The organism is Paenibacillus sp. J2TS4 (assembly GCF_018403245.1).
GTDB lineage: Bacteria > Bacillota > Bacilli > Paenibacillales > NBRC-103111 > Paenibacillus_L.
In genome coordinates, this window is record NZ_BOSH01000009.1 from 89207 (window position 1) to 106304 (window position 17098).

The window sequence follows — 17098 nt, forward strand, 5'->3', positions numbered from 1 at the left end:
TCCTACTCAAGTTCGTAAGCGAGACTGAATCCGGGCCATGCGAGCAGCATATGATGGTCTGGAATCGATTTATCAAGCTGTTTGAGACAGCCCCGCCCCAAGCTCCATCTGGTTTCCCTAATCTTCGATGCGGACTCCCATATTCTTCGCCGTGCCGGCAATGATGCGCATGGCGCTTTCCAGGCTTGTTGTATTCAGATCGGGCAGCTTGATCTCCGCAATTTGCCGTAATTGATCCCGGGTAATGGAGCCAACAACGGTACGACCCGGGGTTGCCGATCCCTTCTGTATCCCGGCGTACTGCTTAAGAAGGAAGGAGGCCGGCGGTGTTTTTAATGTAATGTCAAACGACCGATCCTCGTACACTTTGATCTCGGCCGGTACGATCTGCCCAAGCTTGCCTTTAGTCAGCTCGTTGTACTGGGTGCAAAATTGCATTAAATGAATGCCGGTCGGGGCGAGATCCTTCCCTACTCTGGCGGGATTCGCTTTTCCTGCCTCCAACGCCAATTTTACTATCCGTATTACTTCTTTAGCCATATGTGCTCACCTTTCTTTGTTAAATAATTGGGAATAGTCTGACAAACTCGAGTATAAAGATTTACGCAGCGTTAATGTCAAGAACATATCCCCAGGCGAGCAATCCGGTATAGGCATGGCCCTCATCAGTCTCGTGTCGCCATGGAATCGGCCCCTCAAATAGCTTTGTATCGTTTTGAGCCCTCTAACTTGCCTTTGCGGTCATTCGTGGGGGCCACAACCTCTTTCTCTATCCTTTTGACTGCTATCCCTTTCGCTCAGTAGCTTCATGGCGGACCCTTACCTCCTCCCCTATCCCTTTTGGCTGTTATCCCTCTCTCGATCAGTAGCTTTATAGCGGATTCTTACTTCTTTTCCCCGTCCCTTTTGCCTGTTATCCCTTTCGCTCAGCAGTTTCATGGTGGGGGCTTTGCTTCCTTCCCCATCCCTTTTGACTGCTATCCCTTTCGCTCAGTAGCTTTCGGAAAAATTAGAGGAGACCTTATCAGGTCTGGAAGTTACAGGATGAAGGAGTCAGGGTAAATGAAACCCGGTGCGTCGATCTTTTCTGAGTCAAGGGGATAACGGTCCAAAGCTTCGACAAAGGCATAGATGTATTATCGCCAAAAAAGTAACTTGACGCCCGCTCTCACTCGAACGAGACCTCTCCTGCAAAAAAAGACATGCTGAAGTCGCCGGAAAAGTTGATTGATTTACTCAAACAAGCGTTGGCCTGCGGAGACATCATCAAGCAAGAGGAACCTGCCTATCAGCAGCACCGGTCACTTATTGATCCCTGTGTATATATGAATGGCATCTCGCAGAAATTCGGCGGTACCCGGCTGATTCTTATCGTAATGAGCGGTGAACCGTTCGTCATCCACATACATTTGAGCCAGGCCGGCATGAGCCTCCGGGCTATAGTCATCCCAGTAAAACATAAGCCATTGTTTATGCAATGCGGCAGCCTTCTGCGCCAATTCTCCGGCAGGATCTCCGGTGCGAAACGCTTCGGCCAAAACATCACTCAATGCCTCCGCGAGACGCGTGCCTTCTTCATATTCTGCCTGCGACATATTCATCAGCTTCCGGTTGGACTTGTTCACCGTCTCTTCACCGTATTTCTCGCGCACCTCCTTGCCATATTTCTTCTCATTCTCTTCAATCAACTGCCGCTTGAAGCCTGCAAATTTTTCCTGATCTTTCATTTCGATTCTCCCTTCCTGCCAAGCCATCGTTTTCTCCACGTTGGCAATCAGCTTATCTAATTGTTTTCTTTTGTCCAGGAGCTTCTCATGATGCTCCCGAAGGGCTTCCCCCGCGTCAAAAGTCGGAGAAGTCACCATTTCTTTAATGCGGTTCAGATCGACTCCCAATTCCCGGTAGAACAGAATTTGCTGCAGTCTGTCCACTTCCTTCTGCCCGTATATCCGATATCCCGAAGAATTGATCCGGGCCGGCTTCAGAATGCCGATCTCATCGTAATAACGCAGTGTCCGTGAGCTGACTCCCGCCAATCTGCCAAGCTTCTGTACCGTATATTCCACTAGCTCACCTCCTGACAAAATTCACTATACACCTTTACGTAACGTAAATGTCAAGATTCTTTGTCGGCTTCAAGCCAACAAAAAAAAGGATAGAGTACAATGGAAGATCCACTCTGCCCCATCCCGTTGTTAATTATATCGGATAGTGCTATTCTTACTATCCTTCTATACTTCGCAAGCGTCAAATCAATCGATAGGAGAAATGAAGAAATAAATCCCTTCAATATTTAAGAATTCTGTCAGAAATTTTAGCCGTTAGCTCGTGGCCCCCATAATGATTCCGGTGTCCACATTCCGCCGGGGTCGGGCCGACAAATTTGGATTCCCTTCCTTGTATGGTCAACCGCCCCGGTTCAAGTGTCATCACGGCATATAGAGGGTCCCGGTAGGGGGCGGTGCGGGGAAGAAGCGGATAGGCGTCCGACACTTCCTGGGAATAGCGGACCGTTTCATACTCCTTGCCCATGTAAAAGTAGGACATGCTGTTAATGTGAACATAATACAGGTCGTCAATCACTTTGACTCCATCCAGATGATTATGTCCATTCATGCAGGCGATGACCTTGCGGAAGCCGGCCTTCCGGTTCGCCTCTCGGATGACCTCGCGAAATTCACTGCTATTGCGGAGCCCGTAGTTGAAATCATTATAGGGGCTTTCCAGATTTTGATGGCTGAATACGATCGTTGTCTTATTAGTCTCCGCCAGATCCTCTCTAAGCCAATCCAATTGCTCCGGGGTCAAATGATTAATGGCTTGCGGATACCGGTGGTAATTACCGTGCTCGTAATCAATATACTTACCGTCTATAAACAAATGGCTTGCATCCAGCACAACAAAATGATAATCTCCGCAATCAAAGGAATAGTAGCTGTTCTCCATTCCCAAATAGTCCATGATCGTCTTCTTATCGCAGCGGTCCATATCGTGATTGCCCAGCACATGGTATCTCGGACCCTCAAACTTTTCCCACAGGTTTACAAAGGAGCGGTTTTCCTCCGTCGGAAAACAGAAGTCTCCCAGTTGAATAATGAAATCGACCCGCTGACGGTTCATCTGTTCGATAAACTCCTTCAGCCTGTCTTCCGCACGATACATGAAATCCTGATGAATGTCAGCCATCACGCCAAACTTAATTATGGAACCGCTCATAATGTCCTCCCGGTAGTTTTGGTATCTGCCGAACTTTTCTGTACTAGCGCGTCTTTAATTATTGCCGCCTGCTCTCATTCTGCCTACAGGATTGTTCACTTATGACTATCTTGCTTCTACCCTTCAGGATCATTGATTTTTGACCATCCTGCCTCTATCCTTCAGGATCGTTGGTTTATGACTATCCTGTTCTTTCTATTCCAATTCTTAATCTAACTTTTACAAGTCCGTCCAAAGGTCATAAGAACCGGCAAATATGCAGGTCTTTGATGAGTTTTTCATTAAAGTCAACTATTGACATGCAAATGTGCAGGTAGATTCAGCTATATAGCCGAGTTTCTTCTTTTGGTGGGGATTGACATGCATTTTTGCAAGTCTTCTTCGATATTGACCGGATTTTCGCAAATGGACATGCCATTTTGCATGTCTTTACGCTTTTCAAAGCGGCTTCTTCCAACGTGAGGCTAAAATCGAATAATATTTGCATGCTCGCGGTATCCGGCTCTCTCTACTCTATTCTACTACTCTTTAACCGAGCCGAGTACAATCCCATGAATGAAATATCTCTGCAAAAAAGGATAGACCATCAAAATCGGAATCATGCTGACCATAATTTTGGCGGCATTCAAGCCCTGATCCGAGGTTTGCATGAGTGCCTTCAGTGTCTCGGGGTCCATATCCTCCATCTGGGCCGGCTGCAGCAGGAAGGTGTTGATGTACGTCTGCAGGGGCATCTTATCTACACTGTGGATCAGAATCAGCCCGTCGAAGAAGGCGTTCCAGTGCCCCACTATACTCAACAGCGTGACCGTGGCAATAGCCGGGAGCCCCAAGGGGAGGTAGATGGTGAACAGCATCCGCCATGGCCCCGCTCCATCCATCATCGCCGCTTCATCCAGATCCCTGGGCAGCCCCCGAAAGAAATTCATCAGCAGGATGACATTAAACACAGGTACGGCTCCGGGCAGCACGAGCGCCCATATCGTATCCGTCAGCCCGACCGACCGGATCGTCACGTACCAGGGAATGAGCCCTCCGCTGAACAGCATCGCTATGACAAGCGCCCACATGTAAAAGTTTCTGCCCTTGAACCTCTGAGGTGCCCGGGAGAGGGCAAAGGCCATCATCAGAGTGAGAATGAACTGGATGGCCCCGCCCAATAGCACTCTTCGTACCGACACGCCGAAGGAGACAAAAAATTGACTGTCTCCCATCAGAGTCCGATAGTTGGCCAAACTGAAATCGACCGGAAACAGGGTTACTTTTCCGGCGGACACCGCCGCTTTTTCACTGAAAGACACGGACAGCGAGTTCAATACCGGAAACAAAGAGATGAAGGTTGCAGCCAGCAAAATAATCAAAATAACGGCATCGGCTAGGCGGGAGCCGAAGCTTTTGTCGTAGTGATACATGATTCTCCCTCCTAGAAAATACGATAATTGGCGAAGCGCGAGGCCAACTGATAGGCCAATACAATCAGAAAGAAGCTGATGACCGACTTCATCAATCCTACGGCACTGGCTATCCCGTACTGGGAATTGAGCAGGCCGACCCGATACACATACGTATCGATAACATCGCCGGAAGCGTAAACAAGCGGGTTATACAGATTGAGGATTTGCTCGAACCCGGCACTGAGCACGTTCTCCAGCGACAGGGTGGCCAGCAGAATGATGGTGGTCGAAATGCCCGGGATCGTAATATGACGCAGCTTCTGGAAGCGGCTGGCCCCATCGATCTCCGCCGCCTCATAAAGCGCCGGATTGATAGCTGTTAAAGCGGCCAAATAAACGATCGCCGAGAAGCCGTAGCCTTTCCACACATCCGTAGCCACAAGCACGTAGGGAAACCAGGCATTGCTGCCAAGAAACAAGATCGGCTCGACGCCAAACCAGCCCAAGATCTGGTTAACGATTCCCTTCAGGGACAAGAGCTGAGTTAAAATAACGGCCAGAATGACCCACGACATAAAATGCGGCAAATAAACAATCGTCTGAATCCATCTCTTCACATAGCGGATGCGGATTTCGTTCAACAGCAGAGCGAACAGGAGCGGGAACAGTAAATTGCCGACAATTTTCATACTTGCGATATAAATCGTATTAAAGAAGACGATCTTGCTGTCGGAAATTTGAAACATATACAGGAAGTTTTCCAGCCCTACCCAAGGGGAGCCCCAGATCCCCTTGGCAGGCAGAAATTTCTTGAAGGCGATGACGGCGCCGGCCATCGGATAGTAATGAAAGACAGCGAGAATGATCATCCCCGGCAGCAGCATAAGGTGATAATGAATTTGGGTTCGTTTGCTCTCCATAAGGTTCCCCTTCCGCCTGCCTTAATTGTTCAACCGGGCGACTTCTTCCCGAACTTCCTTCGTGACGATGTCCCCTCCTTGCCGGTGCCACTCTTCCACGAAGGTGTCGAAATAATCGAGCGGTTTGTCTCCGACAATAATGCGCAGGAAGGCTTCGTTCTCCAGCTTGGTCAGATTGGCCCAGCGGGTTTCCATCGATTTGGTCAATCCGTAAAATTCGCTGTATACTTCCACGTTGGCAGGATTAAGGATGGTGGCCCCGCCATTGAATTGATAGAGGATATAGGCCCATTCCGCCGGGTCTTTCTTCAGCTCCTCCCAGCCTTTCTGGAACTGTTCGAACAAATTGACGTCGGACTCCGGGAGATCATCCTTCGTTATTTTACCGGCAGCGGCATCTTGGAATCGTTGAAAACGGTCCACTACCGTAGATTTGACCCGGAACGTCCTTTGCACCGGCCGGACCTGCCAGTTGGTAGACGGGCTGTCATGGTACGATTTGGGCGATCCCGGAATGTTATTGTCCATCTCCGTAAATAAATTAATGAGTTTAACAATCGCTTCCGGATTGCGGGTTCCTTTCTTCACGACCATAATCCGCCCCATCGGATTAGGCTGCCGGTTGTACCATTTGCCGTCATCGGCTGCCAGAATGAAGGAATCCCATTCCGCAGTCGGATCATTCTTGACCGAGTCGGCAAGCAATTTGGCCGGGGCCCACGAATAACCGGTGGCCATCCCCGCTTTGCCTGCACTGATGTCTTTGGCTACCTGATCGGATTTCAGAGTCCCGAACTCACGGTCGATCAAGCCTTGGGCATACCAGTCCTGAAGCTTGCCCAGCGCTTCTTTCACTTCCGGACGGGTAGAGCCATACACGATCTCTCCCTTGTCATCCTTGATCCAGATTTTCGGGAAAGCCTTGTGGGCAGTGAAGATCCCGTCCAACGAATTGTAGCCGGTCGTTCCGGTGAAGAAGGCCGCTTGGCTCTGTATTCCATAGGTGTCCTTCTGTCCGTTGCCGTCCGGATCCTCTTCGATAAAGGCCCTCGCCACCTTCTCCAGATCATCGATTGTTATGACCTTGTCCAGCTCGATCCCTACCTTCTCCAGCCAATCCGTGCGGATCCAGAAGATGTTGTCATTGTCGTGGGCGGGCACAGTGGAAGGAATGCCGTACAATTTATCCTTGTAAGTGACTTTGCGGATAAAATCGGGACCGAACCCGCTTATGACATCCTTAAGCAGAGGTGAAGCGTACTTCTCATAAATCTCCGTCAAATCCTCCAACATCTCCGATTCAGCCAAGATGTTGAAGTCGCTCAAGTTAACAAACAGAAAATCCGGGATGTCGTTGCTCGATACAAGCAGGCTGACCTTCTGATCATAAGCAGACTGCGGAACTTCAAATGCGTACTTAATATCAATGTTGAACCGTTCCTTGATTAATCGGGTGTAACGATTATCGGTCAGTGTATCGTTAGACCCTTCCGGCCACTGGTTCTCTGCCGGAGTGTAGAACCCGAGATTGACCGTCACCGGCTCGCTATATTTGCCCTGCGGGTCCCCCTCCGCTTCCGTCACCCCGGCCGGCGAACCTCCCGGCTTGGCGTTATTTCCCCCTGTGCATGCAGTCGCAGTCAGTGCCAATATGACTGTGGCCGGCACTAAGGCATGTTTAAACCATCTCATTTTGTGTCCCCCCATCTTCACGGCATTTATGAATACGCTTTAATTTTATAAGAGTCTTAGCATCAAGCGTGAGATAAACCGGATTTTAGTTTATGTAGAAAAAAGAAAAAACGTCCAGACCAAAATCACACCTGAATGCATTCCGCTTCCTACCTGCTGCAAGGGTATATATCTGCTATGGGATTTTACCTATTAGGAGGGGACACTTCATCCGGCGTCACAGCGCTTACTTCCGCCATTCCTCTTCATGATGCCGGAACTCCGACGGAAGCATACCCGTCCTCTCCCTAAACTGTCTGCTGAAATAGCGGTGATCCAGAAAGCCGCATTCCTCGGCAATGTCGGCTATCGGCTTGGACGTTTGCAGCAGAAGTGTCATCGCTCGGGAAATCCGGATTTCGCGAATATAATCCTGAAAGGGCATGCCGATTAATTCCTTGAAGCTTTTGCTGAAATAACTGCGGCTCAGCTTCATTCTCTGGGCCAGATGATGCTGGGTCATCCGGGTATCGGTTTGCTTCCTGACCAGCTCGGCCGCCTCCAATATGCGCAGCACTACATCATCCGGATAAGCCGCTGTCCGCATCAACTGACGCATATACTTGCGAAAATCGGAAATGAAGCTGCGCCAATCGTCCCAACTGCCGACAGCTTCCACCCTCGTTAACCATTCATGCAAAAAATCCGCAGTCAGCCTGCGGTTCCACTCGACGATTAAATAATGGCTGACTTTCTGTAATTTGGGAATGGGGGGAGCCAAATCCTCTATTTGCCGACACAGGTGAAGAAATTGCTCTTCATTGATTGTCCAGTAGAGCGGCAGCCACTGCTCCACCACGGTCTGCAGCTGCTTCTCCTCCTCCTCTGTCCATGCCTCGATTGAAACTGATGACCACCAGTGGGGCTGCTCCGGCTTCTGGTCTATTTCATTCTGTTCGTTTAGACGGGAAGAAATTCTTCTGAGGGAATTCTGCATCGTGTCATTTTCCAGCTCCGTCTTCACAATATAGTCGATCGCGCCCAGACGCAGGGCATCCTGGATATATTTGAAATCTTCATGACAAGTAAGAACCGCGATCCGAATCCGGGGATACCGCTCGCGGACTTCCCGCATAAGATCGAAGCCATTCATGGCGGGCATGGACAGATCCGTAATTAATAAATCGGCGGGCTCTTGTTCCAGCCATTCCAGCGCCTTCTTGCCGTTCCCGGCTTCACCGGCTATCTGAATGCCGAACTCTTCCCAAGGCATAGTAGAAATCAGCCCTTTGCGGACAAAATATTCATCATCAACGATCAAGGCACGTATCATTCTATGACCTCCTCAAGAAGTGATAAGTTTAAGTTAAGCCCGCTACTACGTGTCGTCGTTAAGAGGGATGCGAAAAAACATGGTCGTTCCTTGCTCGGGAGAGCTTGCAGCCTGCAGCCTGGAGGTTTCTCCAAAGTGGGCTTTCAGCATCGTGTTCACGTAGTTCAACCCAATGCCCATACCGATTTTGTCACGCTCCGGAATGTCATTTACCAGCAGCGCTTCGATCTCTTCCTCCGTCATTCCGACTCCGTTATCCGTAATTTGCACCAGAATATGCGCCCCTTGCTCCACCTTTATCGCCAATTCAATGGAGCTGTTCTCTCCAGTCAGCCCGTGATACAGTGCATTTTCGATGAGCGGCTGAAGCAAAAAACGCGGAACAAGCGCGTCCAACGCCTGGTCATCCGCCGACAGCTTGACGGAGAACTCGTGATTATAGCGGATTTGCTGCATGGACACATAATCTTGCAGCGCATCTATTTCATTGCGGAGCCGGACCATACCGCCATCCTTCCCGAGATTATAGCGCAGCAGGCGGATAAACACCGTCACCAGCTGGACAATCTCGTCCTGCTGTCTGGCCTTGGCGATCCACTGTACCGTATTTAACGTATTGTACAGAAAATGGGGATTGATTTGCGCGATCACCTTTTCCACTTCCAGATGGCGTTTATCTTCCTCCTGCTGCTTGACTTCGGCCATCAGTGCCCATATTTTAGACCTCATTTCCTGAAACTGCTTCAGCAGAATATCAAATTCCACTACATGAGTAAGGCTCAGCTGCTCCCGGCTTTCCACCTTGTCCAATCCGTTATTTCCGAAACGGCGGATCTCCAGGTTCAGCTTGCGCAGCGGAAAATAAACCATTCTCCAAATAACACCGGCTATGGCTACACTCAGCAGCAGAGAAAGCAAAGCTATGCCCAGCCAGGCCATCGTCCAGCTCCAAACTTCTTTCTGAAAAATGCTTTTATGGATAAGCGTATAGATCGACCAGTCTCTTGCCGCACTATGCTCCGCAAAAAAATAGTAGTCCCCCAGCGTTTCATACATCACATTATCCCGATCACCCGCTGCCAGCACCGTCCCCAGAGGGAAGGCCGAGCCGTCCTGGCTGAACACAACCTTTCCCTCTTTATCCGTTACGATATGCACTACATCCATGCCATACTGGCTGGTGTTCAACAGTTGGCCGTACAGCTCCTTGTTCGATTCTACGTAAATATTTTGCGGAGAACGCTTTACGATATTGAGCGGACGGGAAACCGATAAAACCAAAGCATCCTCATGCGCGGCAAAGGCGGAATGAGGGGCATGGTAAGTAACGCCTTTATATTGGGACATCACAGGCAGTTCCTGACCGTCGGCCTCAGCCTTGACCGGTTGGTTGGCATAGAACAGGTCGTTGGTTTCAGGGTTAAAAATATAGAACAATCCGGTATCTGGATTAGTAAAGCCGACCAACTGAAGATGTTCAAAAATACGCTGGCTCAGCACGTATTTCTCCGCCGGGTCGTCCGACAGGAAGAGCAGCTGTTGATCCCGGCTGGCTAGCTGCTGGGAGACATAGTTCAGATTATCGTACGCTTGTTCCATGTTTCGGCTAACCTGATGCAGCGTGCTGCGGATGCTGTTGGCGGTTTTGTTGTCCAGGATATGGTAGATGACGTAATACGAGACAGCCCCTAATAGGAGCAAAGGGACAATAGAGCTTAAAACAAGGCCGGTAATCAGCCTTGTTTTAAGTGAACGGGGTTTATGGGGAAATTGTTCCATACGCCGTAAGGGATTCATCATGTGCTCACAACCTGTTCTCCCTGTTTCTGGAGCTACTCTCTAATTCGTCGAGTCACTTCCCAATTCAGTGAATTCATGTAATAGTCCGCACGGATCCAATTCCATTCAGTGGCTAATTCACCTTCTGCACCTGCAGCGTGCCCGCATTGTCGACAAACAGGCTATACCCCTCTCCATTGGGAGCATACAGACTGAACGTGTCGGACGAGCTACTTGCTTGATTGTAGTAAGCCTCCTCCGCGGCCAGAAGATTGTGGCAGGTGACAATATGACTGCAACTGGCGGTTATGGCGAGACCATACCGGTTCTGATTGCCTTGCTGGCTCATTCTTACCGTATTGTAGCGGACCTCCCCGTGATGGACGGCATTATCCAATTTGATACCAGAATAAGTTGCTGCAGCTTCACGTCCTGAGGAAGCTACGAAATTGTTCTCTATTGTAAAATTGTTCGTCTCTGTTAATTGAATGCCGTCTTTAGCCGCTTCTTTAATCCGGTTATCGCTGATTAGAGTCTCACTGCCTTTGGCCGCCCAGATCCCTTCAAAGGCGGTGGTATCTATCTGATTGTCACATATTTGAATATAGTCCGTATTTTCGGTGTAAATTCCGCGACGCGTCTTTTCAATCTGATTTCCAGTAATCTGGACGTTGCGGCTTCGGGTTACGACAATCGACGTTTTGCCGGGCAGCACGGAGGTGATGATATTGTTGGCAATGACGACCTGCTCAAGCTTCACATCTCCGGAACCATAGCAGGAAATCGCTTCGTAAGCGGTCGTTCCGACAATCAGATTATCGGTGATCACAATCCGCTCTCCCGTTTGGGGAGTCCCGCGCTGCACCCCATCCTTATCCCGGGTGGAATTGCTGTTCGCCGCTGGAGTAGCCGCCGCCACACCGCCGCCGCATTGATACATCGTATTGCCCTGTACCAGGCAGTCACTGTATTTGAACAACCGGACCGCCACGTAGCCAAGCTGGTCAAATGTATTATTAACTACCTTGATATTGCGGGTCCAAACATCATGGATGGCCGTATGAGTCCCTACGCCTCCTCCCCAGGAAGTAGTACCAGGTGTGCCGCTGGGCCCAAAATAGCAGTCCTTCACGGTAATGTGCTCACATGGAGTACCGTCGTAAGCCCCAAACCATGGGAAGGCGGAGCTCGTCGGAACATCGATCTGCACCGCTTCCGCGTAGTACCGCGAACCATCTGCCGCATTCATGAAGCCGATGAATTTGCAATGCTCAATCCGTACATCGGAGCTTGAGTTAATCTCTATGGCATGGCCCCAGGAAATGTCCTTAATGGTCGTATCCCGGATGGTCACGCACCTCGCATGGGCAATGTTCAGACCGGCGAAGGCATCTGGATAATCCACTACGTTTCCATCCCAGATTCCTCCTTCTATAATAAGATTCCCGTGTCCTTCATAACCGGGATACTGCTGACCGTTATCTCCATTATAGAGGAAACTGTTGTCATGGAAGCGCTTAATTATTGCATTATGATTTAGCGTAAGCTTCGTATTTTTATAAATGCGTAAGGAATCCGTCACTTTGTAGGTTCCTTTGCTTAAATACACCGAAATTCCCCCGTTGGTCTTGGCCAGATTGAGTGCCTGCTGGATAGCATGCCTGTCGTCCGCCGCACCATCGCCTTGGGCTCCCCACCACTGGGGATAAACCGTTCGGCCGCCAAGCGCTCCCACGACCGTACCCCCGCCGGCGAAAATCGTCCGTTGTCCTGCATAAATAGCGGAATCCACGGTCAATACTACACCGGTATCCGGCGATAATGACGCTCCATGATCGATACGAAGGTCCAGCCATGACGGGAGCGTCAAATGCGATCCGATGCGATAAATGCCCTTGGGGATATAAAGGGTCGCTTTTCCTTGGGAGGACAAGCTGCCGATTAATTGGGACAGGGCGCCATAGTTGTCATAACTTCCATCCCCATCAGCACCAAATTGCTGCACATTAACCCAACCGGAGCCAGCCATCGGTTTGTCCGGCTTTCCTGGTTGATCTGGCTTTCCCGGCTTTACAGGAGGTCCCGGACTGACGCTTGGGCCGTAGACCGCATCCGTTACCGTGCCCTCCTCCGCATAAGCGTGATCACTCCCCATGTTCAATAAATGACCGGAAGCCATTGCCGCGCCCGCCAATCCCATCGCTTTAAGCAGCTTTCTGCGAGTCATTCGATGATCCTTCTGAGCCGGTATCGAAGATGCCATATTCTCCTCCGGATCCGGCAGGAGTTCCTGCGAATCCAGCACAACTTCCTGCTGGTTCTGTAAAGCTCTTCCCGAATCCTGCATAACTTCCTGCGTATTCCGCAATGTATCCTTCCGTGCCGGCTGCTCTCCGTTCCCTTGCTTTGGCCTTCTCATTTCATTCCTCCCCCCGGTATATAGAGCAAAGAGTTTGTCAGAGATATAGTATACCAATCGTCGTCTCTAATGGGAGGCAATATGGTTTTTGAAGATGTTGAAATTGGTTTTTATGTATCCACAAATTTAAGCCCGAGCTTTAAAAAGAATAAAGCCCTCGAGATACAGATTCCAGGTGACATGAATGCAGGAGGATAACTCGGATCCTGATTGCTGCGCTATCTCTTCTAAAGTAAAGAAACCATCGACATACCGGATCCTATCCCATTCCTGCCGTGTCAAGAATCGGCGATGCGGCCAGATCGGGTCTTCGTTAGAAAGGAGAAGCCGGGCAGAATCCATCGTCACGGAAGCTGCAAAATAAGGGACATGCTGAGGAGTCACCGATTCCATCCCCCATTCCTCCGCAAGGCGTGTGGAATAGGGCCCCATGAGAGTTTCATACAGCCCGTAGTCATCACCCTGAAACATGGGCGGATGCCACGGTGCTTCCTGCGATCCGCCCGCCGCGTACCATCCGGAGGCGCTTTTGTTGGCTTCATACCTCTCTGCAAATGCATTGGGCGAATATGTACTCTCCTCTCGCCAAGTAGTATTGCCTGGTAACACTTCGTACACCACTCCACGCAAATGGTTCGCAAGAGCTTCAAGACTAAAATGTTTCTTCGCAAATTGTGCTGCTCTCCTCCCCATTTCTTCACGGAGGCTTCGCTGCTGCAGCAGTTGAATAAGGACATTGACACCGGAGGCCCAGTCCACTCTGATTCCGTTTTTGGTCAGGACAGCATCGACGAAATAACCGGTCTCCCCATGCCGGACCACGTCCTTGAAGCCGCCCCAGGCGGTACAGACGACCGACACCCCGCACGAAGCAGCCTCAGCCTGCGACAGGCCAAAATTTTCACGATGATAAATCCCCATATTCACGACCACATCCGCGGCAGAGTACATTATCGCAAGCTCTTCCCCGAAGCGGGGCCCTATCCATTTCACACTCTCCGAAATTCCCAGTCCGTCTGAAATCCCGCGCAGCCATTCTACATAGCCCGTATTCCGAACACGAAACTCTCCGAAGGCGATGTCGTCCTCCTCGCCCACTATGCAGAGATAAGCGTCCTGTACTTGTTCCTTCACGGCGGCAAACAGGCGGAGTAAGGTATGAAGATTTTTCTGCACATTTAACCGTCCCACATAGAGCAGAACAGGGGCATCCGGCGGGATCGAGAACTGCTTTCTCGCTTCTTGCCGTTCGCTCGCCGTGCGCGGGTAGAAAACCGTCTGGTCCACACTAAGCGGGACGACCCATTCTTGTAAATGACTCCACTGCACAAGACGCTTCCAAATCTGTTGATCCGCACGGCAGTTGAACAGAATTCCATCCTTCGCCTGCAGAAGCTTCTTCCAAGGAAACAGCATGGCCTCCGCCCCCTTGGGCATCGCTCCCCCGGCAAACAGCACGGCGGGAATACCCAGCCCCAATTGTTTGCGCAGAGTCAGAGCCAGGGCGCTGGATGGGTAGAGGTCGGCCCAGAGAAGATCAATCTTTTGCAGAAATGCCTTCATTTCTTCCCGTTCATCCTCTTTCTTCTCCGGCGGCAGGTAGGGGATCACTTCCGCTGTTTCCCGCAGGGCATAAGTCACATCCCGCGCCACTCTCCCCATACTCCACAGCTTTCCCAATTTCTTGGGAGCCGACGTCCAGGGAAAATCCCCCCACAGCATTCCGATGCGAGGCTGCCGATTATCGTTCATGGATTGTACCTCCTATTTAGGGCGGACTGTTTCTATCATTATCCGCCGCGATGATGAGCAGATCCATAACACGTTTTTTAAAGAAGCGACTTGCCGCTCCGTCAACGTGTGGGCAACGAGAGGCATTGGTTCGCGTCGTCCAGAAGTTCTGAATGCACGGATCTGCAACAGATCATGCGGGCTGCTGGCGTTAGAGCGCTGAATTGGTATTTGTTCGTCGATTGGCATTAAGATGCTGAAATTGCAGGGGTTCCACAGGAACCGGAAAACATTATATTTTGTCCGTCAACTGTTCGTTGCCTCCTCGATATTGATTACGGAATTGACCGGGCGGTGTTCCCGTTATTTTTTTGAAAATGCGGGTAAAATTATGAACGGTAGTGTAGCGCAGCCGTTCGGCAATTTCTTTGATCGGAAGATCGGTATGAATTAACCATTCCTTGGCCTGCTCGATGCGTATTTCGATTAAATAGGTGCTGAAATTGACATTTTTCTCTTCCTTGAACCACTTGCTTAATTGCGAAGGCGACAGTTCAAAGCGTTCGGCGACCTGCTGCAGCGAAAGATCGGTCTGAAAGTTCTCTAGCATATACTGGACGACTTGAGAGATCGTTGTCTGCCGTTCGTCCCGGTTTAATGCCGCCAGCTTATCCTTCATGGCTCCGATGACTGATGTCGCCAACCATGTCTTCATGTTATGGAGAGAGGTCATTTGATGGAGTTCCTGGTACAAATCGGTTTCGTATACCTCTTCGATGCTGTAGCCCATCTCATGAATTAAGCGATGCAGCTCGCCGATCAAATACGAAACAAGGCCCATAACGGCATCCGTATGGCGGAAGGAGACGGAAAGCTCCCGGAAAATATCCTCTATTTTCGATTCTGCGCCGGAAAAATCGGCCTGACTGACATCAAAAACAACGGATCTGACCATTTCCTGCATTATGGCATAGGGCTGTTTGTCTGCGGAGGACACTTCAGCGCGAATAATCGTTGAATCTTTACCGGCGAATAATCGATAATCCAACAGGGATAGCGCTTGGGAATAAGCTGCGGCCATATGCTTGTACCCCTGACAGGGATCGCTGACGGATACTGTAACCGTAAAGCGCAAGAACTGCTTTATATTTTCTCTTATAGTGTCTCCTAACGCCTTGTATTGTGCGGCCTCTGCTCCTTTCCCCCGATGAACGCTTATAATGAGGACGATTTGCCCATGCTTCGGGACGAGAGACAGGCAGGGCCCCCGTTGTTCGCAAATTTCTTCGGCCATTTTACGAACGGCGTACATAATGAGAGAGCTATCGCTATTACTGTATTTCTCCAGCATCTCTGTGATGTCGGCTTGAATAATAAGAAGCACAAACCGCGGATCGAGAGCGGTCAGCCCGTACCGGGCGGCTTGCCGTTTAAATTCCTTGTCTCCGATCTGGCCTGACAGAAGCTGCAGAAGTACGTTTTGTTCCACATAAGGAAGCTGCTCTTCCAGCTTTTGGCGCAAATCTTGGTTGGAGCGGGTCAGGCGGAGCAGCGAAATCTCCAGGTCCTTCAAACCGTCGTTTGATGCTTGTCCTCCCGATGAAAATTTGGAGGAAAGATTCTCGATCGGAAAGTAGAGCCTTTTGGATGCAGCAATGGAAATATATATCCATAAAGTGGCTAGAGCGGCAACGAAAATCCACGTCAACGCAACAATACTGCCGGATTTTCCCGTTAGTTCCTTGGCCGGAGTAAGGGTGACGAACGACCAATCATGCAGGCTGGAGTCCATTTGCGACAAATAATAATTCTCGTCGCGCCACGGAATCATCTGAGCAAATCCGTAAGCGCTTTCTAACGGCTTCTGAACATTTGCTATGGCTGACAATTCAAGGCCGATATCTTCTTGATCCTGGCTGGCTACGATGCTGTCGCGATGATCGAGAATTAATATTTTACGATTATATCCCAAATCAATAGTTTCCAGAAGCCGGCTGAGTCTGTCGGCAGGGACATGAAGGAGCACATACCCTTCGGCGTTGCGTTCCATTAACGGTACGGGACGGATGACCAGCAGCTCATTCTGCCCGGGATAGGTATTGGGGGAGATGATCGATGCATTGTCCTGTTTCACAGCTTGTTCTAGAATAGGTTTATATGGAAACTCGGATAACGGGACATAGCCGAAACGGTTGGAGTAGACTTTGCCGAATTGGTTATAGATGACAGAAACGTCGAAATCCAGATCGGCATGACTCCGAAATTGATGAATCGTATCAACGACAAGCGACGAATCATCGAAGGTCTGCACAGACATTCCTTCGCGAATCGATTTTTCGATAACCGGACTGGTAACGATTTGGATCGCGGATTGATGCAGTTGATTAAGAAATGAATCTACTTCCCGTCCGATCTGTTTTAATATAATCTGATGATTGAGAACGACCTCTTCCTGAATATTTTTGACGCTCAAATGAGAGGACGCCATTCCGAGCGCAAGCAAGGGAATCAGGCTGGCAGCAATGGAAAAAGAGATCAGCTTTTGTTTGAAAGTCATTGTACTGGAGAGTAGGCGCAATCGCTCTATTAATCTCTTCATCATGCTCTCCTTCGGACGATTATATTAGTATAATTT

General features: G+C 49.9%; 11 protein-coding genes. All 11 read right to left on the reverse strand.

All coding sequences use genetic code 11. The features are described from left to right. Positions 1–117 precede the first annotated feature (117 nt). The gene (rplK, locus tag KJS69_RS18980; RefSeq protein ID WP_213585359.1) at positions 118–540 is read right to left on the reverse strand and encodes a 50S ribosomal protein L11; all 423 of its coding nucleotides are present in this window, start codon (positions 538–540) and stop codon (positions 118–120) included. A gap of 761 nt (positions 541–1301) precedes the next feature. Further along, positions 1302–2066: a MerR family transcriptional regulator gene (locus KJS69_RS18985; RefSeq protein ID WP_213585360.1), complete on the reverse strand. Its 765-nt coding sequence runs from the start codon at positions 2064–2066 to the stop codon at positions 1302–1304. Between the two features lie 220 nt (positions 2067–2286). Next, entirely contained in the window at positions 2287–3216 is a 930-nt protein-coding gene (locus KJS69_RS18990; protein WP_213585361.1) for a metallophosphoesterase family protein, read from the reverse strand. 521 nt (positions 3217–3737) lie between these two features. After that, positions 3738–4628 carry a carbohydrate ABC transporter permease gene (locus KJS69_RS18995; protein ID WP_213585362.1) on the reverse strand — a complete coding sequence of 297 codons (891 nt, stop codon included), beginning with the start codon at positions 4626–4628 and terminating at the stop codon, positions 3738–3740. An 11-nt stretch (positions 4629–4639) separates the two neighbouring features. Continuing rightward, positions 4640–5530: an ABC transporter permease gene (locus tag KJS69_RS19000; protein ID WP_213585363.1), complete on the reverse strand. Its 891-nt coding sequence runs from the start codon at positions 5528–5530 to the stop codon at positions 4640–4642. Positions 5531–5551: 21 nt separating this feature from the next. Beyond that, positions 5552–7222, reverse strand: coding sequence for an extracellular solute-binding protein (locus KJS69_RS19005; RefSeq protein WP_213585364.1), 1671 nt, complete (start codon positions 7220–7222; stop codon positions 5552–5554). Positions 7223–7448: 226 nt separating this feature from the next. After that, entirely contained in the window at positions 7449–8534 is a 1086-nt protein-coding gene (locus KJS69_RS19010) for a response regulator transcription factor (RefSeq protein ID WP_213585365.1), read from the reverse strand. Positions 8535–8579: 45 nt separating this feature from the next. Continuing rightward, positions 8580–10334 carry a sensor histidine kinase gene (locus KJS69_RS19015; protein ID WP_213585366.1) on the reverse strand — a complete coding sequence of 585 codons (1755 nt, stop codon included), beginning with the start codon at positions 10332–10334 and terminating at the stop codon, positions 8580–8582. Between the two features lie 112 nt (positions 10335–10446). After that, positions 10447–12732: a right-handed parallel beta-helix repeat-containing protein gene (locus KJS69_RS19020; RefSeq protein ID WP_213585367.1), complete on the reverse strand. Its 2286-nt coding sequence runs from the start codon at positions 12730–12732 to the stop codon at positions 10447–10449. A 126-nt stretch (positions 12733–12858) separates the two neighbouring features. Continuing rightward, positions 12859–14484, reverse strand: a complete 1626-nt coding sequence (locus KJS69_RS19025; protein ID WP_213585368.1) for a glycosyltransferase family 4 protein — start codon at positions 14482–14484, stop codon at positions 12859–12861. 271 nt (positions 14485–14755) lie between these two features. Then, the gene (locus tag KJS69_RS19030) at positions 14756–17065 is read right to left on the reverse strand and encodes a helix-turn-helix domain-containing protein (RefSeq protein WP_213585369.1); all 2310 of its coding nucleotides are present in this window, start codon (positions 17063–17065) and stop codon (positions 14756–14758) included. Between the last annotated feature and the right edge of the window lie 33 nt (positions 17066–17098).

Excerpts from the sequence above, each read along its gene's own strand:
- KJS69_RS18990 (WP_213585361.1), bottom strand. The coding sequence starts at position 3,216 with ATGAGCGGTTCCATAATTAAGTTTGGCGTGATGGCTGACATTCATCAG.
- KJS69_RS18995 (WP_213585362.1), bottom strand. The coding sequence starts at position 4,628 with ATGTATCACTACGACAAAAGCTTCGGCTCCCGCCTAGCCGATGCCGTT.
- KJS69_RS19015 (WP_213585366.1), bottom strand. The coding sequence starts at position 10,334 with ATGATGAATCCCTTACGGCGTATGGAACAATTTCCCCATAAACCCCGT.
- KJS69_RS19005 (WP_213585364.1), bottom strand. The coding sequence starts at position 7,222 with ATGAGATGGTTTAAACATGCCTTAGTGCCGGCCACAGTCATATTGGCA.
- KJS69_RS19020 (WP_213585367.1), bottom strand. The coding sequence starts at position 12,732 with ATGAGAAGGCCAAAGCAAGGGAACGGAGAGCAGCCGGCACGGAAGGAT.
- KJS69_RS19025 (WP_213585368.1), bottom strand. The coding sequence starts at position 14,484 with ATGAACGATAATCGGCAGCCTCGCATCGGAATGCTGTGGGGGGATTTT.
- rplK (WP_213585359.1), bottom strand. The coding sequence starts at position 540 with ATGGCTAAAGAAGTAATACGGATAGTAAAATTGGCGTTGGAGGCAGGA.
- KJS69_RS19030 (WP_213585369.1), bottom strand. The coding sequence starts at position 17,065 with ATGATGAAGAGATTAATAGAGCGATTGCGCCTACTCTCCAGTACAATG.
- KJS69_RS19010 (WP_213585365.1), bottom strand. The coding sequence starts at position 8,534 with ATGATACGTGCCTTGATCGTTGATGATGAATATTTTGTCCGCAAAGGG.
- KJS69_RS19000 (WP_213585363.1), bottom strand. The coding sequence starts at position 5,530 with ATGGAGAGCAAACGAACCCAAATTCATTATCACCTTATGCTGCTGCCG.